This window comes from Roseburia amylophila (assembly GCF_025567465.1).
Lineage (GTDB): Bacteria > Bacillota > Clostridia > Lachnospirales > Lachnospiraceae > Roseburia_C > Roseburia_C amylophila.
This window is the reverse complement of record NZ_JAOQKI010000001.1, coordinates 223,860-246,857: the sequence shown is the minus strand read 5'-3', so window position 1 is coordinate 246,857 and position 22,998 is coordinate 223,860. Positions and strand designations below refer to the sequence as shown.

Genomic DNA, 22,998 nt, shown 5'->3' with positions numbered 1-22,998 from the left:
GCCATGCGCTGCAATCTCCCGATTTCTCATATTGTGAGGTTAATCCTCTGCTTTTTCGACTTCCGTTATCTCCCTTGCTGTTGCGGTTACAATCCGTATGCCTTTATCGCTCATACCGTCCAGCAGCGCGTCAAGCTGCCGCCACCCGGTGGATTTCTCCGCATTGCTGTTCGGGAAGAAAAATTGATCTACCGAAATATGATACCGGGTTACAAGGTCATAGAATACCTGTAAACTCGGCTGTTGTCCCTTGTTCTCGATATTCGCAAGGTAGCGCGGGGAAATATATAACTCGTCGCTTACCTTTTTGCGGCTCTCGCCGTATTCATTTCTCGCGGCTTTTATAGCTGCCCCGAAAGCCTTAAAGTCGTACAATGGTACGGGTCTTTTTGCCATTTTCATTCACCCTGTTACATTTTACAGTTCACCTTTCTTTTTGGATATGTCCACACAATTCATATCATTAGGTTAAATACTTCCTGTTGTGTATTGACAGTAGACTGATTTTCTGATAAAATAAAATTTATGTAAAAGGAGGCGGCGTTTATGTTGCATAGCATGCGTATTAGATAAGCATTGAAAAAAAGGATTTTCCCATTTTCAACATGGGCTTTTTTGTCATGCTTATTTTGCGGATGCTATACAAAAAACTAACGACGTATAGATATAGTATAGACATAGTGCAAGCTATGCCTTAGTTTTGTTGTACTGCTCTGTGCATTATAAATGCAGGTCAATGCTCATGTTGAGGATTGACCTGCATTTTTTTGTGTAAAAAGGACGAGTGAAATATAATGCTTAAAAAATATTGGATAAAATGTCCGATTTGTAACGGAAAGACGAGAGTTCAAGTATTTCATAATACTGTATTAAAAGATTTTCCTCTTTTCTGCCCTAAATGCAAATTGACGCATATCATTGATGTAGAAAAATTAGAGATTGTAATCAAAAATACAGAAAAACAAACTTTTATTATTTAGAAGAAAGGATATAAAAATGAAACGTTTACCTAAATATACGCCTGCGGAAGTACGGAATGATCCATACGGATTTACTTACAAAGAAATGTCGGAAGTTATTGGCGAGAATGAAGCAAAAGCCTTATATGAAGAATTATATAAGCAATTACCACGCAAAAAAAATCTATCAATGTTGGTAAAAAATATTTGCAAAAGCAGTGATACTGAAAAGTATGTTTACGAACTGAAAGACAACAAATACATTGAAACGGTTTTTATCAAGCGGCGAGATGGTGGAACTGTTTGCGTGAGCACACAAGTCGGTTGTCCTGTTGGTTGTATTTTTTGTGAGTCCGGGCGAAATGGCTTTGTTCGTAATCTAACATCGTCAGAAATCGTACAACAGATTATATTGTTGCGTCGAAAAGTAAACCGTATCGTTTTTATGGGTATGGGAGAGCCTTTATTCAATTATGACAACTTGATAAAAGCAATCCATATTCTCCGAGATAGATATGGGCTCAACTTTCCAACCGACGGCATTACCATATCAACAGTTGGTCCGGTCGATCAATTAAAAAAATTGCGCGAGGAACATCTTAAAATTCAGTTGACAATATCTTTACACGCAGCAACACAATCTGCAAGAAATCGTATTATTCCTCACATGCGCATATATGCTATTGAAGATGTTGTTAAGCAAGCCTTATCCTATTCTGAAAGGCATAATCGCAAAATTGTCTTTGCGTATTTGCTTTTACCGGGTATAAATGACCGGCCCTCAGATGTAAGACAACTTGCAAAATGGTTTCGGGGCAAAAAAGTTATGATTAACGTGTTACAATACAACCCAACAAGCAATTCAAGAATTAAAGCACCACAGAAACGGGAAATAGTTGCATTCAAACATCAATTAGAGCAAGCAGGACTTGAAGTTACTATGAGAGTTTCTCATGGCAGAGAGATTAACGCGGCTTGTGGACAGTTAGCTAACACATATAATAAATTCAAAAAAAAATGATTAAAAGTGCCAGACGCATAGACGCAGAGCCGATAACGCATTAGGTCAAAAAACCTATGTGTTATCGGCTTTTTTATTTAATATTGCGCAAAAGCCGCTGTTCCCTATTATAGAATGGATTGCGGGTAGTGTATTAAAGTCGCCCTTTTTTAAGGATACGGCGGTATCGGGGAGGTATCGCCGTGTCCATTTTTATTTACTGTAACCCGCCTAATGCTTTGCGGTCAAAAAAAGCTATGCTCCGCAAGCGGGATATTCCGGCTATGAATGTGAACTGTCAATACATTTAGCTACTGCTTACATTTCCTTTGCGCCCGTCCGCGTCTTGCGGACGGGCGCATTTTGCTTTTTTCAACTTTTTTCTGAAAAGCGCACTCAAGAGCCATCTCCCGAACGGGTACGGAGCGAAAGGGGCAGAGAGGACAAGCCCTTAACTCCCGTCCTCTACTCCACGCGGGAAGGAGGTGAACTCTATGGAGCTATCTTCTTCCGACAAGGAAAGAATACAACATCAGTACGACGCATTAGCAAAGAAAACTTTGGTCGGCGAAGCGAAAAGCCACCGTCGCACTCTTGCGAAACGCGCAGCACGCGAAGTTACTTTTTCGGATTTGAGCGAAAGCGAACTCGCGCAGCTTTTCACAACGGACGAATACGAAAGCGATTATTTCCGTTTTCAAGTGTCCGGCTTTGATGTACTCGTCAAAAATGAACTGCTTGCCGAAGCCCTTAACGCTTTGCCCGAAAGGAAACGCGACATTATCCTTTTGTCCTACTTCTTGGATATGAGCGACGCGGAAATTGGCGAACTGCTGAATGTTGTACGCACGACGGTTTTCCGGCACAGGAAATCCGCGCTTGCGAAAATCAAACAGTATTTGGAGGGAAAAGCAGATGATGAATACCGTTAGGAAGTCTGAAAATCTGTTGCCGTTCCCTGTCATTTCCGCAGCGGCAAACGGCGACACAACCGCCATGTGCGCGATCTTGAAGCACTACGAGGGTTACATAGCGAAACTTTGTACCCGCACGCTGAAAGACGACGCGGGCAATACCTATTCCTATGTGGACGAGGAAATGCGTAACAGGCTGCAAGTGCGCCTTATTACCCGCACCCTTGCTTTTCATGTAGGATAATCTTTTAGCCCATGCGGGGAGCGTGTCCCCTTTCCACGCTTCCCGTTATGGGCTATTTGTCGTTCCGCAAAAGCATATCCGCTGTTGATGTGCTTTTGCAGGCCGACAAAGCCTATTGTTCTTTGACAAAGAAAGCGGCCTTTGGTGCGCAGCATAACAGGCAACGGGTACATTCCGTCTGTACCGAGCCAGTCGGCGGGTACGCCATGACAGCTTTTCCCCCTACGGGGAAAGCCGAGCGAGAACTACCTCGCCGTAAAACAAGTTTAGCAGCTTGTGGGCGACGACATACAAGGCGGCACAATGATACTCCCGCGTTGAACACCCTCAAAGTATTGCGCGGCGCACCCATAAGCATGGGCCGGGGTGAAACTCCCGTGAGGTTGCAGCTAACAACCGCCCGTTTTTGCCTTTTCAGTTTAATATTCTCTTTCTATCCCACGAAAGGGGGATTTTCTACTATGGAACAAACAAATAAACAAGAAGCAAAATCCCCGATTGTACGCGAATACAAGATCGGGGATATAACCTATATCGTCAAAGCCGTTGTAAAAGACGGTGTAAAAGAGGACGCCGCGACAAAGGTACGCCGCCTAATCCACAATGACCTAAAACGAGAAAAAAGCCCGGTATAATGCCGAAAATACTCTCCTATTGCAGACGGGCGGCGGGTTATGTGGTATAATATATATAACCTGTTTGTCCGGCTGTCGGAATAGGAGGTAACATGAAACAGTCGGATAAATTGACCGCATACTATTTTCGTGCGGCACTTCAAACAGATACTTTGTACCTTGACAATCAAATGCAAAGACTTCTTTACTACGCAAGCCGGAACGGGAACGCTGCACTTGCCGCGAAAGGTGGTGAGCGCAGATGAGTAACACTTTTTCCTTTCAGCAGATTGCAGCCCCCAAAGTGTTAAGCGCGGAAGTCCGCGAAGTCATTTCAAACAATGTCTTGCAATTCTATGTGCGCGATCAGCAGCAGGACACGCAGGACGAGGGTATAACGGCTTTATATGAAAGACTTTCGCAAGAGGACAAATTAGAGGGCGAGAGCAACAGTATTGCAAACCAAAAGAAGATTTTGGAACGGTACTGCCGGGAGCATGGGATTACTGCCTATCGGCACTATGACGAGGACGACGGATATTCCGGTACAAACTTCAACCGCCCCGGCTTTCAGCGTATGTTAGCCGATATTAAGGCGGGGAAAATCAAGCGCGTTATCGTCAAGGATATGTCCCGTTTTGGGCGAGATTATTTGCAAGTCGGTTTTTATACCGATATGCTGTTTCCCGATTTTGGCGTGCATTTTATCGCTGTCAACGACGGAGTAGACAGTACGCGGGGCGAAAATGAGTTTACCGCAATCCGCAACGTGTTCAATGAGATGTACGCCCGCGATACTTCAAAGAAGATACGCGCTACTTGGCAATCAAAAGGTAAATCCGGCGAACATCTTACCACAATCCCGCCTTACGGCTACATGAAAGACCCGGACAACAAAAAGAAGTGGATTATAGACGAGGAAGCCGCAGCCGTTGTGCAGCAGATTTTCGCATTGTGCGTTTCCGGCATGGGACCGACGCAGATTGCAAAATGGTTAGAAAAGCACGAAATCTATAATCCGACAGCTTACTCCCAAGCAAAGGGGCGGCCTGTTACCAACAAGCCAACGGCTAACCCATATAAATGGACAAATGAAACGGTTTCCCGCACTTTAGAACGCATAGAGTATTTAGGGCATACCGTAAACTTCAAGACCCGCAAGCAATCCTACAAGAGCAAAAAGAAGTTGTGGAACGACCCGTCGGAATGGGTGATCTTTGAGAACACGCAGCCGCCGATTGTGGAAGAAAGCGTATTCCTCATTGTGCAGAACATACGCCGATCACGCCGCCGTCCTACCAAAATGGGCGATATGGGTATTTTCTCCGGGCTGCTTTATTGTGCAGAGTGCGGCGGCAAGATGTATCAATGCCGCGCAACGAACTTTACCGAAGAACAGAAGTATTTTATCTGTTCGACCTATCGGAAAGGCAAAGATTTGTGTACGACCCATTCCATTAAAAATGTTGTCCTGCACGAAATTGTTTTGCGGAACTTGCGGGAAGCAATCGAGTATGTAACGCAGTACGAAGCCGAGTTTATCCAAGAAGCAGCGGACAGCCGTTTACGGGAGCGCGACGCGGAGTTTTCTCGCAAGCGCGAAACACTTTCCAGAGCCGAAAGCCGGATTGCCGAATTGGATAACCTGTTCAAGCATTTATACGAGGACAATGTAACCGGGAAATTATCAGATGAACGGTTTATCAAAATGTCCCGTGATTATGAGTTGGAGCAGGAAAACTTAAAATCAATGGCAGAAGTGTTGCGGGAAGAAATCAAGCAGCAGGAAAAGCAAAAAACCAACGTTAAGGCGTTTATCAGCGTCGTAAAGAAGTACACCGATATGCAGGAACTTGACGCTTCCATTTTGCGGGAGTTTATAGACCGTATCGAGGTTTCCCATACCGATAAGAAATCCAAGACAAGGGAAATCACGATTGTTTATAACTTCATCGGTGCATTTGATTTTGAACGGGCAAAAGAAAAAGCCCAAAATACAACTCAAAAACAGCAAAGAACGGCATAGCCGTTTGGCTATACCGTCCCTTGCTTCAATGTTTTCTTAATTCACCGCCCCGTTACTGGCGGACTCATTTCCGATAAAGAAGACGTTGTATCCATGCTGAATGCCGGAGCTGTCTGCATCTCTTCTACCAATCCGGATGTGTGGTTTCTGTAAACTCCAACTGAAACCGGAGATTTATTCTTTCTATATTGAATTAGTTCGCTTCCAATACTTTTTATTCTATATATGTGCAAAGATGTTGACTATTCAACTTTTAACTGTTATGCTTTTATATGTTGAGTATGCAACATCTTTTTTTTGCAAATAACGGAAATTTATACCTTTTTCCTGTAGCTTTATGGAGGCAGCTATGATTGAACGATTTGAAACCTTTACCACCAATATTGCATCGATTTACAAAAACATTGTAAAAATAAAGAAATATGAGATGAACAAAATTGGTCTTAAGGGCACTCATGTTACATGCATGAATTTTCTAAACAATTCTCCGGAAGGTCTTACCGCCGCTGAAATCTGTGTTCTCGCCAAAGAAAACAAGGCTGGTATTTCCAGGGTGCTTGCCGACCTCCTAGAACAGGGGCTGGTAGAATATGTCAATGCAGAAGATACGTCCGACAAGCGGAAATACCGTGCCAAAGTCATCCTTACACCCAAAGGGATTTCTTATGCCCAAAAAGTAAATGCCGCAATCAACAATGCAGTATCTTTTGGCGGCTCAGATCTTTCCGATGAAACCCGGACTGTTTTTTATTCTGCATTAAAAACAATTTCCGCAAACTTAGAACAATATTGCGATGAATTAGAAAGGAATGACGAGCATGAATAAATGTAAAGCTGCATATTGCAGAATTTTTCAGAAATGTTTTAAAATTGCAATCCCTTTTTTGCCTTACAGACATCCGGAAGTTTTTTACAGCACTTCCAAACTGACCGGGCTTTTTGCAGAAAAAGGCATTGATACTGTATTAATCATTACAGATGCCGGTATCCGCAAATTTGGTCTTTTAGACCGGATGCTTATGCATTTTGACCACCATAACATCCATTATTTTATCTATGATAAGACGGTTGCTAATCCAACTACAACAAATGTAGAAGAAGCAAGAGAGCTTTATCTTGAAAAACATTGTGATGCTATCATTGGTTTTGGTGGTGGCTCCAGTATCGACTGTGCCAAGGCCGTCGGTGCAAGAATCGCAAAACCTAAGCAGTCTTTATCCAAAATGAAAGGTATCTTAAAAGTGCATAAAAAACTGCCTTTATTGGTTGCGATTCCGACAACTGCAGGAACCGGAAGCGAAACCACTCTCGCTGCTGTTATCACAGATGCCCGGACAAGACACAAATATGCCATCAATGATTTCCCTTTAATTCCTGCATATGCTGTATTAGACCCGAAAGTAACCATAAGTCTTCCGCCATCTCTTACCGCCACCACCGGTATGGATGCCTTAACCCACGCCGTAGAAGCTTATATTGGCGGTTCTACTACAAGACATACCAGAAAATATGCTAAAAAAGCAACTAAATTAATTTTTGACAATATCTACAAAGCATATGACGACGGTCAGAATATAGAAGCAAGAAAAGAAATGTTGAAAGCCTCTTTCTTTGCCGGATGTGCTTTTACCAAATCCTATGTCGGCTATGTCCATGCCGTAGCCCACTCCCTTGGCGGCAAATATAATATTCCACACGGGCTTGCCAATGCGACAATACTTCCGATGGTATTAGAAGATTATGGTTCTACCATTTACAAAAAGCTTTACCAACTTGCTGTTTATGCAGGTATTGCTGACGAATCCGATGATCATGCAGTAGCTGCTGATAAATTTATCTCTGCCATCAAAGACATGAAAGAATATTTCCAGATTGGTGATACTTTTTCCGAGATTCAAAAAGAAGATATTCCGGAACTTTCCAGATATGCCGATAAAGAAGCGAACCCGCTTTATCCGGTTCCAGTTCTGATGAATGCAAAAGAGCTCGAAAAATACTATTATATGCTTATGCCAGAGGAGGAAAAATAATGACTGAAGCTGAAATAACAGAACTTGTTTCTACGCAGCGCAATTATTTTAAAACCGGTGAAACATTATCTGTTGCTTACCGGATTGCCGCTTTAAAAAAGCTGAAAAATACTATTTTAAGCCATGAAAATGAAATTTTAGCAGCGCTTAAGGCTGACCTTGGAAAATCAGCCCACGAAAGCTATATGTGCGAAGCCGGACTGGCTTTAAGCGAACTTACCTATATGATAAAGCACACCAGAAAATTTGCCAGAGAAAAAAACGTTCATACGCCCCTTGCACAATTTCATTCCAGAAGCTACAAAAAACCGTCTCCATATGGTGTTGTACTGATTATGAGCCCCTGGAATTATCCTTTTCTGTTAACCATTGACCCATTAATCGATGCAATTGCCGCAGGAAATACTGTCATTTTAAAGCCAAGCGCCTACTCGCCTAACACAAGTGCCATCATCACATCTCTGATAAAAGAATGTTTTGAAGAGAAATATGTAGCAGTTGTAACCGGTGGCCGGGCAGAAAATACGGCTCTTTTGCAGTCACACTTTGACTATATATTCTTTACCGGAAGTCAGGCGGTCGGCAAAACTGTCTTAGAGCATGCAGCTTCCCACCTTACTCCGGTAACACTTGAGCTTGGTGGAAAAAGTCCCTGCATCGTTGCAGCAGATGCCAACCTGAAATTAGCTGCCAGACGAATCGTATTCGGGAAATATCTCAACTGCGGTCAGACCTGTGTGGCACCGGATTATGTATATTGCGATGAGCAGATCAAAGATGCTTTGCTCTTAGAAATAAAAAAAGAAATCATCCGGCAATATGGGGAATCTCCTCTTGAGAATTCCGATTATGGCAAAATCATCAACGAAAAGCATTTTCATCGCATCAATGGGCTGATTGATTCTTCAAAAGTAATTTATGGCGGTAATTCCAACAAAGAAACATTACAGATTGAGCCAACCGTCATGGATCATGTCACTTTTGAAGATGCCGTCATGTCAGAAGAAATCTTCGGTCCGGTTATGCCTGTATTAACTTTTTCACGCATGAGCGAAGCTACCGACAAAATTAATTCCATGGCTCATCCTCTTGCTCTCTATATCTTTACTTCAAGCAAAAAGACTGCAGATGAAGTCATTTCCCATACTGGTTTCGGTGGTGGCTGTATCAACGATACCATTATCCATCTTGCCACAACAGAAATGGGCTTTGGCGGCTTCGGCGAAAGTGGCATGGGTTCTTATCATGGTAAAACCGGATTTGATACCTTTTCCCATTATAAAAGCATCGTTGATAAAAAAACCTGTATTGATCTGCCTATGAGATACCAGCCATATACTTCTCTTCATGACAGGCTTATCCGGTTCTTTCTGAAATAACCGGAAGATATTTCGGGTATTTTCCAGAGAAATTGTCTAATGCCCGGTCTATTGGTCTGAATGATCGGGCTTCGGCTAAGTACTGGACTATTGGCTGGCAGGGAGCTTTAAAAGAATCTCTCATTTTCGGCTGTAACTATATCTTCCCGTCTACAGCTCTTTCCCTGAATCTCTCATTTTCGGCTGTAACTATATCTTCCCGTCTACAGCTCTTTCCCTGAATCGCTCATTTTGTGCTGCAATAGTCGCCAGTAGCAGCTTGTAAATGTAATCATATTCTGATTATGATAATGCTTATCATTAAATTGTAACGGTAATCTGAAATTATATAATCTTAATTTCTGTTAAAATAATGCTATTTATAAGACTATTTCTATATATTGGAAAATGTGTACCCGACCTGGTACTTAGATAAAAATCCCGGAAGCCCAAAGCTTCCGGGAATATTGTTTGAATGTTTTGAATATAATTCGGAAACGACTAACGTTTGCTGAACTGTGGTGCACGACGTGCAGCTTTGAGACCGTATTTCTTTCTTTCTTTCATACGTGGGTCTCTTGTTAAGAATCCGTTAGATTTCAGAACTGGTCTGTAATCTGCATCAACGGTAAGTAATGCTCTTGCAATACCATGACGGATTGCTCCAGCCTGTCCTGTGTATCCGCCACCTTTTACGTTTACTAATACGTCGAACTTGTCGGCTGTCTCAGTAACTGTTAATGGCTGACGAACGATAACTTTTAAAGTCTCTAATCCGAAATATTCATCGATATCTCTTTTATTTACTGTAATCTTACCTGTTCCTGGTACTAAATATACTCTGGCAACAGAGGATTTTCTTCTTCCTGTTCCGTAATACTTTGTATTAGCCAATGTTTTTTACCTCCTATTAAAATGTTAAAGCTTCTGGTTTCTGAGCTTCATGCTTGTGGTCTGGTCCTGCGTATACAAATAATTTAGTATACATTTCTCTTCCTAAAGATCCCTTTGGAAGCATTCCCTTAACAGCGAACTCAATAACTCTTTCTGGATGCTTTGCTAACATTTCCTTTAATGTAGTCTCTTTCATACCGCCTACATAATCGGAATGATGGTAATAAATCTTCTGGTCTAATTTCTTACCTGTTACTTTAATCTTCTCTGCATTTACAACGATTACATAATCACCTGTATCGATATGTGGTGTAAATGTTGGTTTATTCTTTCCTCTTAATACTTTAGCAACTTCTGATGCTAAACGTCCTAATGTCTTTCCATCAGCGTCTACTACATACCATTTTCTCTCAATGGTTGCTGGACTAGCCATAAAAGTTTTCATTGGTTTACCTCCTTGAAATTATAAGGAACATATACATTCTGCGTAATGTCCGGACGCAGTCCGCTTTGCGTTCCACACTATTGTTTCTATAGTTGAAATGTCGCTCCGGGGCTTTGGATTGACATTCTTGTACTATGTCAGACTTAGATATTATAGTACACGACCCCTCGTGTGTCAAGTAAATTCTCTACAAATATTTTCCACAACATTCGCCATATACCATCTATCTTATTATCATAAATATTCGATTCCAATCATCGTTAATCCCTGTGCCGGTGCCGTTGGTCCTGCAGCACTTCTTTCCTTTGCCGCAAGAATTGTTTTTATCTCTTCCGGCTCTATCATTCCCATGCCTGCCTGAAGCAGGGTTCCTGCAATAATCCGGACCATATTATAAAGGAATCCATTTCCAGTAACACGGATTGTAATGATATCCTCCTGCCTGCTTACCGTCAGCTCATAAATGGTACGAACCGTTGTTTCAACCACTGCCGCTGCAGCACAGAAGCTTTTAAAATCATGTTCTCCCCTTAAATATTCTGCCGCCTGCTGCATCTTCTCTAAATCCAGCTTGCGGTAGCAGAAATATGTGTTATTCCGATACATCGGAAGCGGAAACTCCCGGTTTAAAATCCGGTATTCATAGGTTTTCCGGCTGTCACAGTGTCTCGGATGAAAAGCAGCTGGTACTTCCTCTGATTTCTGCACTACGATGTCCTCCGGAAGCCGCTGGTTCAGGGCATAAGAAATCTTTTCCGCCGGAATGCGGCTCTTCGTATCAAATACTGCTACATTTCCCATGGAATGTACGCCCGCATCCGTCCGGGATGCTCCGGTCACAATAATCTTTTCCCCTAAGAGACTGCTTAAGGTGCGGTTTAATACACCCTCTATGGTCTCTCCGTTGGGCTGCACCTGCCAGCCGTGATAATTCGTACCGTCATAGGCTACAATTAGCTTCACCCGTTTCAATCGTTTTGGGGCAGATGGAGTTTTCTGCTCTTCTACCTCTTCTATGTTCACAACCGGATTTATCTCTGTACTCATAATGGAAATGCTCCCGGAAGTATACCGGCTGCCATACCGGACAATACGTTAATCCAGAGGATGCGAAGTCCGATGACTGCCGCAAGATAGACCAGTAAAGTCAGATAAGCCATGCGGTCACGTTTCTGGTAATGAAGCGGTTTCATCTTGGTTCTGCCTTCCCCACCACGATAACAGCGGGCTTCCATTGCCATTGCCAGATCATTGGCACGGCGGAATGCAGATACAAATAGCGGCACCAGAAGTGGAACCATGTTTTTGGCTTTCTGAATCAGATTTCCATGTTCAAAATCTGCTCCTCTTGCCATCTGTGCTTTCATGATTTTATCTGTTTCTTCAATCAGAATCGGGATAAATCGAAGTGCAATTGACATCATCATTGCAATTTCATGCACCGGTACTTTTATATATTTCAATGGAGATAACGCTTTTTCCAGACCATCTGTCAACTCGTTTGGTGTTGTGGTAAGTGTCATCAGCGAGGTTCCGATAATTAAGAAAATCAGACGAACCATCATGACAACAGCATTTTTCAATCCCTCATAAGTAATGGTAAAAATCCAGAAGGAAACCAGCTTTGTTCCCGGTGTCAAAAACAGATTAAATACCGCTGCAAATAACATAATCAGTACAATGGTTTTCAATCCTTTAACCATATAGGAAAATGGCACCTTTGACAGCTTAATTAATACTACCAGAAAGATTGCTGCCAGTATAAATGCCGGAAGTCCCTTAAATACAAACAGGGAAATAATATAAATCAGTGTTCCAAATAATTTTACCCTCGGATCCAGCTTATGAATAACGGAATCTGCCGGATAATATTGTCCTAATGTAATATCTCTTAACATACTGTTCCATCCTGTCTCTTTGTTATTACACGCAGGATTTCATCCCGTGCCTCGTCTACTGTAGTTGCATCTGTGCTTACCGGGAAGCCTTCTTCCTTCAATTCATGCATCAGATAAGTTACCTGTGGTGCCGCAAGTCCGATTGCTTCCAGTTCTTTATAGTGGCGGAATACTTTCTTTGGAACATCATCAAACATCACCTGTCCCTGATTCATTACAATAATTCTTCCCACATATTTAGCCACATCTTCCATGCTGTGTGAAACAAGAATGATGGTAATTCCACGTTCTTTATGCATTGCTGCAAGCAAATCTAAGATTTCATCACGGCCCTTCGGGTCAAGTCCCGCTGTCGGTTCATCTAAAATCAGCACCTCCGGCCGCATGGCAAGCACCCCTGCGATTGCAACACGTCTTTTTTGTCCACCGGACAAATCAAAGGGTGACTGATAATATAATTCTTCCGGAAGTCCTACGCTCCGTAATGCTTCATATGCCCGAAGTCCTGCCTCTTCCTTGGTTAGTCCCTGGTTCTTTGGTCCAAAGGATACATCATCAAAAATGGTAGTTTCAAAAAGCTGATGCTCCGGATACTGAAAGACAAGTCCCACTTTACTACGCAGGGCTTTCATATCAAAGTCCTCTTCGTAAATATCCTGTCCATTATAATAAATGCCGCCGCTGGTAGCTTTTACCAGTCCGTTCAAATGCTGAATCAGGGTGGATTTACCAGAACCGGTATGTCCGATGATACCGATAAATTCTCCATCTTCTATTTTCAGATTAACATCCTTTAAGGCATGTATCTCATAGGCAGTGCCTGAGCTGTAAACATAATTTAATTCATTTATTAGGATTGACATAGCTTTTCCAACGCCTCCGTCAGTTCTTCTCTGGTCAGGATTCCATCCGGTATATCCAGTCCCGCCTTCTTAAGTTCATATGCTAATAATGTAATCTGCGGCACATCCAGACGATATTCCTTCAATCGCTCCACCTGGGAAAAGATGCTGCGCGGCGTTCCCTGCATAACCACTTTTCCGGCATCCATAACATAGACATGGTCTGCCTCTACCACTTCTTCCATATAATGTGTAATCAGAATGATGGTCACACCCTTTTCCCGGTTCAGTGCATGAACAGCTTCTAATACTTCTTTTCTTCCTACCGGATCCAGCATGGCTGTCGGCTCGTCTAAAACAATACATTCCGGCTGCATCGCCATTACCCCGGCAATAGCCACACGCTGCTTCTGTCCGCCGGATAATTTATTCGGGGAATGCTCTCTGTATTTTAACATGCCGACCGCTTTTAAGCTTTCTTCCACACGCTGCCAGATTTCATCTGTCGGCACGCCTATATTTTCCGGTCCAAATCCGACATCCTCTTCTACCACGCTTGCAATAATCTGGTTGTCCGGATTCTGGAATACCATTCCGGCACGCTGTCTGATATCCCAGATATTTTTCTCATCTGTGGTATCAAATCCATCTACCCAGAGACTTCCCTCTGTGGGTTCTAAAATTGCATTGATATGCTTGGCAAGGGTAGATTTTCCGGAACCGTTGTGGCCTAATACTGCGATAAAGTCACCCTTTTTTACATCAAGGCTTACTTTATCAAGGGCAGTCTGGATAGACTCCACATTGCCTTCTTCATCACGTCTTATATATTCATGTACCAAATCTTTTGCTTTGATGATGCCCATAGTTTACCTTTCTACCAATGTAATCTGTGCAGTTCACCCGCCAGCCGCATATGGTCAAAATTGTTCTGGCGCAGTGCTTCATATAATACAATTGCTGCTGAATTGGATAAGTTTAAGGAACGGGTATCTCCAATCATCGGAATCCGGATACACTCATCCGGATGCTGTATCAGAATTTCTTCCGGAATACCCGCACTTTCCTTTCCAAACATAATATAACAGTCCGGCTCATAATTTACTTCTGTATAAACATGGCGCCCCTTGGTGGTTGCCATATAAATCTTTGCACCCGGATTCTTCTCTAAGAAATCCTCATAATTGACATATCTTGTCACATCCAGCTGGTCCCAGTAATCCATTCCTGCCCGCTTGATTGCTTTCTCTGTCAGATGGAAGCCCAGCGGTTCAATCAGATGCAGTCTGGTTCCGGTTGCTACACAGGTTCTTCCGATATTTCCGGTATTATAAGGAATCTCCGGCTCATAAAGTACGATATTAAGCTTCGCCATTGTTCCCGCCTCGCAATCCTGTTATGTAATGCTCCATACGGTCTAATGCCTCTTTCAGATTATCCAGAGAATAAGCATAGGAAATACGGATAAATCCTTCTCCGCAGTCACCAAATGCAGTTCCCGGAACAACCGCTACCTTCTCTGTCTTTAAGAGATTGGTGGCAAATTCTTCAGAAGTCATTCCAAATTCTTTGATACATGGAAAACAGTAAAAGGCTCCATATGGTTCAAAACACTCCAAGCCCATTTCTTCAAAACGGTGCATCAGATATCTTCTTCTGCCATTATATTCTTCCCGCATTCTCTGGACATCTTCATCTCCCGCCCGGAGTGCATCCACTGCTGCATACTGTGAGGTAGTCGGTGCACACATAATTGCATACTGATGAATCTTTAACATCTGGTCTAAGATGATTCTCGGTCCGCAGGCATAGCCCAAACGCCATCCGGTCATCGCATGGGATTTGGAAAATCCATTGATAACAATGGTACGCTCCTTCATGCCCGGAAGGGATGCGATAGAAATATGCTTCTCGGTATAAGTCAGTGCAGAATAAATCTCGTCACTGATGACAAAGAGGTCATGCTTCTTTACTACCTCTGCCACTGCTTCTAAATCCTTTTTCTCCATGATTGCTCCGGTCGGATTATTCGGGAAAGGCATAACAAGAAGCTTGGTCTTTGGCGTAATTGCCGCTTCTAATTCTTCTGCAGTCAGACGGAAATCGTTTTCTGCCTTAAGATTAATCGGTACCGGCACACCATTGGCAAGTACGGCACATGGCAGATAAGATACATAACTTGGCATCGGGATTAATACTTCATCACCCGGATCAAGCATGGCACGCATGGCAATATCAATTGCCTCGCTTCCGCCTACGGTTACTATGATTTCATGCTGATAATCATACTGCAAGTCATAATTACGGAATAAGTATTTTGCAATTTCTATTTTTAATTCTTTTAATCCGGCATTGGAAGTATAGAAGGTACGTCCCTTCTCTAAGGAATAAATTCCCTCATCCCGGATATGCCATGGAGTATCAAAATCCGGCTCGCCTACTCCTAAGGAAATAGCATCTTCCATCTCATTTACAATATCAAAAAATTTCCGGATTCCAGATGGCTGTATCGTTACGATTGTTTTTGATAATGGATTTCTCATGGTATCATCTGTATCCTTTCATCTTTTGATTTTGCTGCCATAATGGTTCCGTGGTCTTTGTATTTCTTTAAGATAAAGTTGGTCTGTGTGCTTAATACAGAATCCAGTGCGGAAAGCTTCTCAGATACGAACTGGGATACTTCACGCAGGCTCTTTCCCTCAATGGTTACTAAAAGGTCAAAACTTCCGGAAATCAGATATACAGAATTTACTTCCGGATAATTGTAAATACGCTCTGCCACTTTATCAAATCCCATACCACGCTGCGGAGTAACCCGTACTTCGATTAATGCAGATACTTTTTCTACGCCGGCTTTATCCCAGTTAATCAAGGTATGATAGCCACAGATGATATTTTCTTTCTCCATTGCTTCTAATTCATTCATAACGGCTGCTTCTTCTACGCCTAATACAACAGCCAGCTCTTTTAAATCGATTCTGCTGTTCTTCTCTATAAAGGTTAAAATCTTCTCTCTCATGCTTCAATTCCTCCAATTGATTTCTGATTTACTACTGAATTACTTTATATAATTCATCCGTCTTCGGTGGTTCTAAAAATCTGCGTTCGTCCTCATTCATAAGCACGCGGTCATTTCCCGCAGTTGCTTTTCCGATTACCGTTGCTTCAATACCATTTTCCTTTAATCTTCTGATCAGCTCATTTCCATCAACTGCTGCCATCAGCATACAGCCGCTGGATATCAGTTCATAGGGATTGATATGGAAAAACTCACAGACTTCTACTGTCTCCTGCCGAAGCGGAATCTTCTTTAAGTCGATTTCCAGTCCGACGCCGGATGCTTCTGCCATCTCCCAGAGTGCTCCGAATATACCGCCCTCTGTTACATCATGCATTGCTCCCACGCCAGACTTCACGGCGGTGGCGGCCTCCGGCATTACAGATAAATACCGGTCAAGTGCCTGTGCCTGTTCTACAAAATGCCTGGAAAAATGAGTACAGAGTTCTTCTTCCTTTTCATTGGCAATAATAGCTGTTCCCTCTAAGCCAATCCACTTAGTGGCAATGATGTCCATGCCCGGTTTTGCTCCTCCGGTAGAAATAAGTCCGTTCTTCTTTACCTTCCCTACACCGCATACAGTAACCAGTGGCTGATTTACCACCCTGGTAATCTCGGTATGTCCGCCCATAATCTGAACGGACACCGCCGCGGCAGCCTCTTCCAGCTCCTGCATCAGTTGTTTCAAAAGACTTTCTTCCGTGTGCTCCGGCAGCAATATGGTTAACATAACTCCAATTGGTTCTGCTCCGGCACTTGCCAGGTCATTAGTAGTAATGAGAATTGCCAACTTTCCGATTTCATGGATTGTTCCTGTAATCGGATCCGTAGACATTACAAACATCTCATCCGGGGCAAGGGTAAGGGCAGCACAGTCTTCTCCCACGCCTGCACCTAACACAACTTCCTTTCTCTTCGTATGCAATTGTCTGATTACGGAGCGTTTTAATACACTTTCCGGCACTTTTCCTATCTTCATAGATTCTTCTTCCCATTTTTACAGCATAAGGCTGTCTCATAGCCGAGGCAGCCTTTCTTGCTTCTTATTTACGCGGGTGGCGATAAAAATCGCATGCCTGCATCATCTTTCACCATTTTACTGGGTGGTTGCAGCTCCATCTCCGGTTCCTGTATCCGGTGTCGTCGGTGTTGTTGGTGTTGTTGGTGTAGTTGGTGTCGTCGGTGTTGTTGGTGCGGCAGGTGCATCAGCCGGTGGCTCTACTCCACCGGAAGCCGCCTGTTGCTGCTGCTGCGCTGCAGCTTCTGCCGCTCTTGCCGCTACCGCATCTGAGCACCAGGTTGCTGCTGCAGAACGGATAATTGCTTCATCCTGCGTTGCAATCGCTGCATTCATTGCTCCAATTGCCTCTTCATTATCAGAGCCCATACCAACAGAAATAATTCTAGGTGTTGCTTTATATTTACTGGTATTAAATACCTCTCTGCTTTCTTCTACGCCATCTACGGTAACAATCTTCCAGAGTTTTGCCGATTTACCGATGTGTGCTTTCTGAACGGTTACAGTTCCAATCGGGTCTTCGGTAGTCTGCACCTGAATAGTCGGCTCTTCTTCACTGACCGTTTCACTGACAAAGTTTACCTGACGGTCAGCCGGTCTTGTCTCCTGACCAAATACGTTGAAATATACAATACCGCCGCTGCAGTATCCTTCAATATAAATCGGAGCCTCCTGATTATTCTTAAATTTCAAATCCTTTAAATTGCTGGCAATCGCTGCATCCATAGATGGCTGTACATATGTTACCAGCATGGAATGTGCATAACGCTCGGTAATATCCAGTTCTGCACGGATAACCGCATTATAAAGCGTTGTGGAAACCTGACATACCCCACCACCATAAGATTCTACGGTTGTACCATTCTCATATGCACCTGCCAGTTCATATCCACCGGAAGCGTCCAGTGGTGCAATAGCTTCATACACAGAAAATTCCTCTCCCGGGTAAAGTACGGTTCCATCGATTTTACTTACCGCATTTTTTACATTTGCCACACGACCGGCAGAAGAATCACTGAAGTCGGTAGAGAAAGAGCCCAGTAAATCCTTTACCTTGGAAAGTTCTTCTGCAGTTCCTTCCGGCTCTACCACATTTGCTACCAGACTGATGGTTGCATCTCCGCCCTTCCATTCTTCGGTAAAATATTTCTGTAAACTTTCTACAGAAGCATCCTCATCTACTTCGATACCTTCCTGACCATCGATGATTTTAAATTCACCATCCTCACGTGTAAGGCCATTGTTGACCGCTTCCTGGTTCAGCTCTTTGGCGTGATTTTCCAGAAAACTTTTTGTGGTGTCTGTATCTACGGTATATATAATATCAAATACTTTATTTTCCTTTTCCAGATCTTTCTTCGCTTTGTAACGCTCCAGAAGATTTCCCGTACGGGTATAATTCATTGCTTCTTTTACGATATCCTTATTGCTCCAGCTCAATCCCAGATCAGAAGGGCTTGCCTTTACACTGTTTTCTGCAGCGGACAGTTCAAAGGTCGCATCCTCATAAGCAGATACTGCTGCTTCTACAGCTGCCTCTGCATCTGATTCACTCATTCCGCCTACAGACACATCCCCGATATATACGTTCTGTGGAATCACTTCTGCATTTTCATCCGCTTTCACAATTGCGGTTGCTGATACACCCGCTGTTACTGCGAGTACCAGTCCCAGAATCGGAAGCACTAATTTTATTTTTTTCATATTCTTCCTCTCAATCTCTTAAACCCTCAAGACATTTTAAAGCTTTTTATTCACCAGATTACACTGTGAAAGTTTTGCTAACACTCATTTTATCATATAACTTTGCATTTTCAAGCGTCATAACTACTAATATATTTGACAGAAATACGCAATTTCTGTATATTATGACATGATGAATGCATAAAAAATTCTATGAAAAAATAGTGATGCAAAGGGATAATACCATTGCTGCAACGAGAATAATTGCGATAAATCCTGCGAAATATTTTTTCCCTTTTGAATTTTTAAAATTAATCATTTCATTCACCTCATATTTATTTTTATACTACTATACTTTCGAAAGGAGCAAACTATGTTTCCTATCATACTCATATGCTTTATCATTTTTGTTGTTTTTCTAAACTCCAGAAAGCGTCAGATTACCAAACAGGAACAGGAAATTACCGAGCAGTTCTGGGCCCGTGAAAATAAAGCCAACGCCACCCGCCGCCGCAGTCTTGACAACCTTCCTTATATTACTATTCCGGAAGAACTGCTGACTCCCCCGGCACAGGCATCTGAAGATGTCCTCACCCTTTATGAAACACTTCGTCATCTGTCTGCTAAAAAAATCGTTAATCTGAATGGCAAAACCAATACCGATCTAAAATTAGCTTACGGTGCTGCCAGCCTTGCAGCTCTGACCGAGTTTGATGAAAATTATAATACTTTAATCTGTACCATTGCAAAACTTGGCAAACTGCTCTGCGACCAGTCTGAAGAAAAAGCCGCCATCGATATTCTGCTCTTTGGCATCCGCTGCGGAAGCGATATTACAGATAATTATACGTTGTTAGTTCCTCTTTTAAAAGAAACAAACGACAGCAGTTCACTGACTGAAGTATATCAGAAGCTTGCCACACTGCCGGAAGGCTCCAGAAAACGTATCAAAGAAAAACTTTCCTAATCTTTCGGGCATCTTCCATACTGTGAAATCAACTTATCCATAAGACGCGATGCTTCGCTTCTGGTCAGTTGTTCCCAGACAATGTCAAGTTCTATTTTATGATAATCCGCCAGTTCCTTCAAGTGAATTTTTTGAATTTTCGTTGCAGGAGTCTGGCGTTTTGTTTTATAAATCAAATCTTTCGGTTCAAATACTTCCGGATTTGTTTCTCCATATGTCTTTTGTAAATACTGATAAAGTTCATGGGTTGCCAGTGCATCATAGATTGCCCGGTGCTCCCGCTCCCGCTCAATATCAAGGTAATCGCAGAGACATTCCAAAGACTTTTTTTCCGGACGCAGCATACATTTGCGTGCTGCTTTCAACGTATCTACTGCTTTTTTTTCAAACGGCACTTTCTCATTGACTGCCTGCTGCTTTAAGAAGCTATAGTCAAATATGATATTGTGTCCCACCAGAATATCATCTCCGATAAATTCTGCTGTCTTATGAAATGCTGCTGCCGGACTTAAGCCTTCCTTTACCATCTCATCGGTAATTCCGGTAAGTTCTGTTATCTCCTGCGTAATTTTCCTGCCGGGATTCACAAAAATATCCATGGTATCCGTCACTTCGCCATTTCTTATTTTTGCTGCTCCCACCTCAAGGATGGCATCATTTTTCGGATGAAGCCCCGTCATTTCAAGGTCAATTACTGTATAATCCTGTGGTATCATTTCCGCTTATCCTCTGCTTTACACAAATCCTGCAAGAAACATTCGCTGCACTTTGGTCCTCTTGCAAAACAGATATTTCTTCCGAATGTTATAATCTGGATGTTATATAAAATCCAGTGATCCTTCGGTAATACTTTCATCAGATCATATTCTACTTTTACCGGATCATCCTCTTTTGTAAATCCAAGGCGTTTGGAAATACGTTTTACATGGGTATCTACTACGATACTTGGGTCATGGTAAATATTTCCCCGGATGACATTTGCAGTCTTTCGTCCAACTCCTGCAAGGGAAGTAAGTTCTTCCAATGTAGACGGAACTTCTCCATGATATTCCTGAACCAGCGTCCTTGCACAGGATATGATATTCTTCGCCTTATTGTGATAAAATCCGGTGGAACGGATGTCCTCCTCTAATTCCGCCAGATCTGCATTGGCAAATTTCTCCAAGGTGTCATATTTTTTAAACAATGTTTCTGTCACAATATTTACCCTGGCATCGGTACACTGCGCACTTAAGATTACTGCTATCAGAAGCTGCCAAGGTGTCTCGTGATTCAGATAACAGATGTATTCGGTACCATAAGTTTCATCTAATCTTTTTAATATTTCTGCCGTCCTTTTTGTCACTTTGTCTCTCCCTCCCACTGAATTATCGTAACTTCCGCCTGATTCGTCAGCGGATTTCTGTTTTCATAATCAAATTTCAGATAGTATGGTTCGCATTTTCTGCCAAATGCATCTTCTTCGAAGCTATAGTCAAAGCACTCGATATGTGCAAGGCTTCCCTTCGGGCAATATGCTCTTGTCACATCTTTCCACTGCGCATAATCCTTTGCCCATTTCGGACGGCTCTTGGCATTTTCCCTGCTGTAAATATCATAAGTTGCCGCCTGATAGAACACTTCCATGTCAGCCACCCCAAGGCTTTCTACATATTCCAAGAAAATCTCGCTTCGCCGCATTCTGGTATGGCTCATGGCAAGGTAGCCATGTTCCTCATAGAAATGTCCCAGATTTTCAAACATATGATAAGCACTTTCGTGTATCGTCTCTAGCAGCCGGATGCTCACCGGAAACTGTGTGCTGTTATAATATACCTCAAGCATTTCTTCCGCCAGCTTTATGTTACAGATATCTTCATAGGAAAGCCACTTCGTCCGAAGCACCTCATAAGGTGGTTTTGCCCGATATACTGCCTCATACTCTTTTGCATGTTCATACATATAAGAGCCTTTTAAAACCTTTAAGAAACCAAGCTGCAGCTGCTCCGGTTTCCATTCATAAATATCATCAAAGGAATGGGTAAATGTTTCATAATCTTCAAAAGGCAGTCCTGCGATTAAATCCAGATGCTGATGAATGTTTCCTGCCTTCTGGACTTTTTTCATCATCTGGTGCACATCTTTTAAATCCATATGGCGGTGGATTTCCCGGATTGTTTCATCATGGGTGGACTGTACCCCGATTTCCAACTGTATCAGGCCCGGACGCATCTTTGCAATTAAGTCTGCTTCCTCATCCGTCAGCAAATCCGCTGCAATTTCAAAATGAAAATTCGTGATTCCATTATCATGTCCTAAAATATACTGCCAGATTGCCATGGCATGCTTTTTGTCACAATTAAAAGTACGGTCAACAAATTTAACCTGTTTTACCTTCTGGTCTAAGAAAAACTGTAACTCTCTTTTTACGATTTCCACATCCCGGAACCGAAGTATCTTCTCTACCGAGGACAGGCAATAGCTGCAACGGAACGGACAGCCCCTGCTGGATTCATAATAAATAATCCGGTGGGAAAAATCCTCCGACAAATCATAGCAGAAGGGAATCGTATTCATATCAAGAATTTCCTGTGACTCATGAATCTGCACATTTCCAGCTCCATCAAAAAGGGCTATGCCCTTCATCTCCTCCAAACTGCCTTCTCCCTTCACATAATACCTGCAAAGCTCCGAGAAAGTTTTCTCCCCTTCGCCGATTATGACACCGGTAATAAACGGATGCTCTTTTAAGAACGCCTCCACTTCATAGGAAACCTCCGGGCCTCCTACCCAGATTGGAACCTTGGGACAAAGTTTATGAAATTCCTCTGCCACTTCTAAAATAATGGAAATGTTCCAGATATAGCAGGAAAAGCAGATTACATCTGGCTTTTTCAGATAAATCTCCCTTAAAATATATTCTGTCCGGTTATTAATGGTATATTCTGCCAGTACTATATTTTCTTTTAATTCTCTGGCATATGCCCGCAGGCTGTAAACCGCAAGATTCGAATGAATATACTTTGCATTTACTGCCGTGAGTAATATTTTCTTCATGATTTCTTC

The 22,998-nt window shown here is 42.6% G+C and carries 27 protein-coding genes; 12 read left to right on the top strand and 15 right to left on the bottom strand.

What is annotated here, in order from left to right; all coding sequences use genetic code 11:
• Positions 1 to 39: 39 nt before the first annotated feature.
• Positions 40 to 396 carry a helix-turn-helix transcriptional regulator gene (locus OCV43_RS01195; RefSeq protein ID WP_262623199.1) on the bottom strand — a complete coding sequence of 119 codons (357 nt, stop codon included), beginning with the start codon at positions 394 to 396 and terminating at the stop codon, positions 40 to 42.
• Between the two features lie 398 nt (positions 397 to 794).
• On the opposite strand from OCV43_RS01195, the gene OCV43_RS01190 reads away from it, so the two are divergent.
• The 11 genes from OCV43_RS01190 to OCV43_RS01140 all read left to right on the top strand — a co-directional run bounded on the left by OCV43_RS01190 (position 795) and on the right by OCV43_RS01140 (position 9,166).
• Positions 795 to 980: a cysteine-rich KTR domain-containing protein gene (locus tag OCV43_RS01190; protein WP_003431289.1), complete on the top strand. Its 186-nt coding sequence runs from the start codon at positions 795 to 797 to the stop codon at positions 978 to 980.
• Between the two features lie 16 nt (positions 981 to 996).
• Positions 997 to 1,980 (top strand): 23S rRNA (adenine(2503)-C(2))-methyltransferase RlmN, encoded by a 984-nt coding sequence (gene rlmN, locus OCV43_RS01185; protein ID WP_002584956.1) that lies wholly within the window; start codon positions 997 to 999, stop codon positions 1,978 to 1,980.
• A gap of 473 nt (positions 1,981 to 2,453) precedes the next feature.
• Positions 2,454 to 2,891: a sigma-70 family RNA polymerase sigma factor gene (locus OCV43_RS01180; RefSeq protein ID WP_002604474.1), complete on the top strand. Its 438-nt coding sequence runs from the start codon at positions 2,454 to 2,456 to the stop codon at positions 2,889 to 2,891.
• On the top strand, positions 2,875 to 3,117 hold the full coding sequence (locus OCV43_RS01175) for a helix-turn-helix domain-containing protein (protein ID WP_002604473.1): 243 nt from the start codon (positions 2,875 to 2,877) through the stop codon (positions 3,115 to 3,117). Before OCV43_RS01180 ends, OCV43_RS01175 begins: the two co-directional genes overlap by 17 nt.
• Positions 3,118 to 3,578: 461 nt before the next feature.
• The gene (locus tag OCV43_RS01170) at positions 3,579 to 3,752 is read left to right on the top strand and encodes a transposon-encoded TnpW family protein (RefSeq protein ID WP_226855230.1); all 174 of its coding nucleotides are present in this window, start codon (positions 3,579 to 3,581) and stop codon (positions 3,750 to 3,752) included.
• Positions 3,753 to 3,844: 92 nt separating this feature from the next.
• Positions 3,845 to 3,997, top strand: coding sequence for a hypothetical protein (locus OCV43_RS01165; RefSeq protein WP_158575519.1), 153 nt, complete (start codon positions 3,845 to 3,847; stop codon positions 3,995 to 3,997).
• Positions 3,994 to 5,757: a recombinase family protein gene (locus OCV43_RS01160; protein WP_118520950.1), complete on the top strand. Its 1,764-nt coding sequence runs from the start codon at positions 3,994 to 3,996 to the stop codon at positions 5,755 to 5,757. The genes OCV43_RS01165 and OCV43_RS01160 overlap by 4 nt, the downstream gene beginning before the upstream one ends.
• A 39-nt stretch (positions 5,758 to 5,796) precedes the next feature.
• Entirely contained in the window at positions 5,797 to 5,910 is a 114-nt protein-coding gene (locus tag OCV43_RS13950) for a glycerol-3-phosphate responsive antiterminator (RefSeq protein ID WP_317246652.1), read from the top strand.
• 196 nt (positions 5,911 to 6,106) lie between these two features.
• Complete coding sequence (locus OCV43_RS01150; RefSeq protein WP_022243599.1) at positions 6,107 to 6,583, top strand: MarR family winged helix-turn-helix transcriptional regulator; 477 nt, start codon at positions 6,107 to 6,109, stop codon at positions 6,581 to 6,583.
• On the top strand, positions 6,576 to 7,787 hold the full coding sequence (locus OCV43_RS01145) for an iron-containing alcohol dehydrogenase (protein ID WP_022243600.1): 1,212 nt from the start codon (positions 6,576 to 6,578) through the stop codon (positions 7,785 to 7,787). Before OCV43_RS01150 ends, OCV43_RS01145 begins: the two co-directional genes overlap by 8 nt.
• Positions 7,787 to 9,166, top strand: a complete 1,380-nt coding sequence (locus OCV43_RS01140) for an aldehyde dehydrogenase (RefSeq protein ID WP_262623197.1) — start codon at positions 7,787 to 7,789, stop codon at positions 9,164 to 9,166. Before OCV43_RS01145 ends, OCV43_RS01140 begins: the two co-directional genes overlap by 1 nt.
• Before the next feature lie 480 nt (positions 9,167 to 9,646).
• Here the strand turns inward: OCV43_RS01140 and rpsI are convergent, their stop codons facing one another.
• The 11 genes from rpsI to OCV43_RS01085 form a co-directional block, all read right to left on the bottom strand.
• Positions 9,647 to 10,039, bottom strand: a complete 393-nt coding sequence (rpsI, locus tag OCV43_RS01135) for a 30S ribosomal protein S9 (RefSeq protein ID WP_022242745.1) — start codon at positions 10,037 to 10,039, stop codon at positions 9,647 to 9,649.
• Positions 10,040 to 10,055: 16 nt separating this feature from the next.
• Positions 10,056 to 10,484, bottom strand: a complete 429-nt coding sequence (rplM, locus tag OCV43_RS01130; protein ID WP_262623196.1) for a 50S ribosomal protein L13 — start codon at positions 10,482 to 10,484, stop codon at positions 10,056 to 10,058.
• Between the two features lie 234 nt (positions 10,485 to 10,718).
• Positions 10,719 to 11,456 (bottom strand): tRNA pseudouridine(38-40) synthase TruA, encoded by a 738-nt coding sequence (gene truA, locus OCV43_RS01125; protein ID WP_262623223.1) that lies wholly within the window; start codon positions 11,454 to 11,456, stop codon positions 10,719 to 10,721.
• Between the two features lie 71 nt (positions 11,457 to 11,527).
• On the bottom strand, positions 11,528 to 12,382 hold the full coding sequence (locus OCV43_RS01120) for an energy-coupling factor transporter transmembrane component T family protein (RefSeq protein WP_117947109.1): 855 nt from the start codon (positions 12,380 to 12,382) through the stop codon (positions 11,528 to 11,530).
• Positions 12,376 to 13,245 (bottom strand): energy-coupling factor transporter ATPase, encoded by an 870-nt coding sequence (locus tag OCV43_RS01115; RefSeq protein ID WP_262623195.1) that lies wholly within the window; start codon positions 13,243 to 13,245, stop codon positions 12,376 to 12,378. The genes OCV43_RS01120 and OCV43_RS01115 overlap by 7 nt, the downstream gene beginning before the upstream one ends.
• Complete coding sequence (locus OCV43_RS01110; RefSeq protein ID WP_022242740.1) at positions 13,233 to 14,090, bottom strand: energy-coupling factor transporter ATPase; 858 nt, start codon at positions 14,088 to 14,090, stop codon at positions 13,233 to 13,235. The genes OCV43_RS01115 and OCV43_RS01110 overlap by 13 nt, the downstream gene beginning before the upstream one ends.
• Positions 14,091 to 14,101: 11 nt before the next feature.
• Positions 14,102 to 14,599 carry a tRNA (cytidine(34)-2'-O)-methyltransferase gene (locus tag OCV43_RS01105; protein ID WP_022242739.1) on the bottom strand — a complete coding sequence of 166 codons (498 nt, stop codon included), beginning with the start codon at positions 14,597 to 14,599 and terminating at the stop codon, positions 14,102 to 14,104.
• Entirely contained in the window at positions 14,586 to 15,767 is a 1,182-nt protein-coding gene (locus tag OCV43_RS01100; RefSeq protein WP_262623194.1) for an aminotransferase class I/II-fold pyridoxal phosphate-dependent enzyme, read from the bottom strand. Before OCV43_RS01100 ends, OCV43_RS01105 begins: the two co-directional genes overlap by 14 nt.
• Complete coding sequence (locus OCV43_RS01095) at positions 15,764 to 16,246, bottom strand: Lrp/AsnC family transcriptional regulator (RefSeq protein ID WP_117696612.1); 483 nt, start codon at positions 16,244 to 16,246, stop codon at positions 15,764 to 15,766. The genes OCV43_RS01100 and OCV43_RS01095 overlap by 4 nt, the downstream gene beginning before the upstream one ends.
• A gap of 31 nt (positions 16,247 to 16,277) precedes the next feature.
• Positions 16,278 to 17,264 carry an AIR synthase family protein gene (locus OCV43_RS01090; protein ID WP_262623193.1) on the bottom strand — a complete coding sequence of 329 codons (987 nt, stop codon included), beginning with the start codon at positions 17,262 to 17,264 and terminating at the stop codon, positions 16,278 to 16,280.
• 117 nt (positions 17,265 to 17,381) lie between these two features.
• Positions 17,382 to 19,007, bottom strand: a complete 1,626-nt coding sequence (locus OCV43_RS01085; RefSeq protein ID WP_262623192.1) for a VanW family protein — start codon at positions 19,005 to 19,007, stop codon at positions 17,382 to 17,384.
• Between the two features lie 352 nt (positions 19,008 to 19,359).
• Here OCV43_RS01085 and OCV43_RS01080 point away from each other — a divergent pair, with 352 nt between their 5' ends.
• Positions 19,360 to 19,953: a hypothetical protein gene (locus OCV43_RS01080; protein ID WP_262623191.1), complete on the top strand. Its 594-nt coding sequence runs from the start codon at positions 19,360 to 19,362 to the stop codon at positions 19,951 to 19,953.
• Here OCV43_RS01080 and OCV43_RS01075 read toward each other — a convergent pair.
• From OCV43_RS01075 to OCV43_RS01065, 3 genes are read right to left on the bottom strand one after another with little or no spacing between them, the layout of a single operon-like run.
• Complete coding sequence (locus tag OCV43_RS01075; RefSeq protein WP_262623190.1) at positions 19,950 to 20,669, bottom strand: 3'-5' exonuclease; 720 nt, start codon at positions 20,667 to 20,669, stop codon at positions 19,950 to 19,952. The genes OCV43_RS01080 and OCV43_RS01075 overlap by 4 nt on opposite strands.
• Positions 20,666 to 21,298, bottom strand: coding sequence for an endonuclease III (gene nth / locus OCV43_RS01070; RefSeq protein ID WP_117696597.1), 633 nt, complete (start codon positions 21,296 to 21,298; stop codon positions 20,666 to 20,668). Before nth ends, OCV43_RS01075 begins: the two co-directional genes overlap by 4 nt.
• A complete protein-coding gene (locus OCV43_RS01065; protein WP_262623189.1) occupies positions 21,295 to 22,989 on the bottom strand; it encodes a B12-binding domain-containing radical SAM protein in 1,695 nt (564 codons plus the stop codon). The genes nth and OCV43_RS01065 overlap by 4 nt, the downstream gene beginning before the upstream one ends.
• Positions 22,990 to 22,998 lie beyond the last annotated feature (9 nt).

Bases quoted from the DNA above. Each gene is read 5' to 3' on its own strand.
- OCV43_RS01170 (WP_226855230.1), top strand. From the start codon at position 3,579: ATGGAACAAACAAATAAACAAGAAGCAAAATCCCCGATTGTACGCGAA.
- rlmN (WP_002584956.1), top strand. From the start codon at position 997: ATGAAACGTTTACCTAAATATACGCCTGCGGAAGTACGGAATGATCCA.
- OCV43_RS01065 (WP_262623189.1), bottom strand. From the start codon at position 22,989: ATGAAGAAAATATTACTCACGGCAGTAAATGCAAAGTATATTCATTCG.
- OCV43_RS01110 (WP_022242740.1), bottom strand. From the start codon at position 14,090: ATGGGCATCATCAAAGCAAAAGATTTGGTACATGAATATATAAGACGT.
- OCV43_RS01100 (WP_262623194.1), bottom strand. From the start codon at position 15,767: ATGAGAAATCCATTATCAAAAACAATCGTAACGATACAGCCATCTGGA.
- OCV43_RS01150 (WP_022243599.1), top strand. From the start codon at position 6,107: ATGATTGAACGATTTGAAACCTTTACCACCAATATTGCATCGATTTAC.
- OCV43_RS01090 (WP_262623193.1), bottom strand. From the start codon at position 17,264: ATGAAGATAGGAAAAGTGCCGGAAAGTGTATTAAAACGCTCCGTAATC.
- OCV43_RS01145 (WP_022243600.1), top strand. From the start codon at position 6,576: ATGAATAAATGTAAAGCTGCATATTGCAGAATTTTTCAGAAATGTTTT.
- rplM (WP_262623196.1), bottom strand. From the start codon at position 10,484: ATGAAAACTTTTATGGCTAGTCCAGCAACCATTGAGAGAAAATGGTAT.
- OCV43_RS01190 (WP_003431289.1), top strand. From the start codon at position 795: ATGCTTAAAAAATATTGGATAAAATGTCCGATTTGTAACGGAAAGACG.
- OCV43_RS01105 (WP_022242739.1), bottom strand. From the start codon at position 14,599: ATGGCGAAGCTTAATATCGTACTTTATGAGCCGGAGATTCCTTATAAT.
- OCV43_RS01165 (WP_158575519.1), top strand. From the start codon at position 3,845: ATGAAACAGTCGGATAAATTGACCGCATACTATTTTCGTGCGGCACTT.
- OCV43_RS01140 (WP_262623197.1), top strand. From the start codon at position 7,787: ATGACTGAAGCTGAAATAACAGAACTTGTTTCTACGCAGCGCAATTAT.
- OCV43_RS01180 (WP_002604474.1), top strand. From the start codon at position 2,454: ATGGAGCTATCTTCTTCCGACAAGGAAAGAATACAACATCAGTACGAC.
- OCV43_RS01175 (WP_002604473.1), top strand. From the start codon at position 2,875: ATGATGAATACCGTTAGGAAGTCTGAAAATCTGTTGCCGTTCCCTGTC.
- OCV43_RS01095 (WP_117696612.1), bottom strand. From the start codon at position 16,246: ATGAGAGAGAAGATTTTAACCTTTATAGAGAAGAACAGCAGAATCGAT.
- OCV43_RS01115 (WP_262623195.1), bottom strand. From the start codon at position 13,245: ATGTCAATCCTAATAAATGAATTAAATTATGTTTACAGCTCAGGCACT.
- OCV43_RS01195 (WP_262623199.1), bottom strand. From the start codon at position 396: ATGGCAAAAAGACCCGTACCATTGTACGACTTTAAGGCTTTCGGGGCA.
- OCV43_RS01080 (WP_262623191.1), top strand. From the start codon at position 19,360: ATGTTTCCTATCATACTCATATGCTTTATCATTTTTGTTGTTTTTCTA.
- OCV43_RS01160 (WP_118520950.1), top strand. From the start codon at position 3,994: ATGAGTAACACTTTTTCCTTTCAGCAGATTGCAGCCCCCAAAGTGTTA.
- OCV43_RS01085 (WP_262623192.1), bottom strand. From the start codon at position 19,007: ATGAAAAAAATAAAATTAGTGCTTCCGATTCTGGGACTGGTACTCGCA.
- OCV43_RS01075 (WP_262623190.1), bottom strand. From the start codon at position 20,669: ATGATACCACAGGATTATACAGTAATTGACCTTGAAATGACGGGGCTT.
- OCV43_RS01120 (WP_117947109.1), bottom strand. From the start codon at position 12,382: ATGTTAAGAGATATTACATTAGGACAATATTATCCGGCAGATTCCGTT.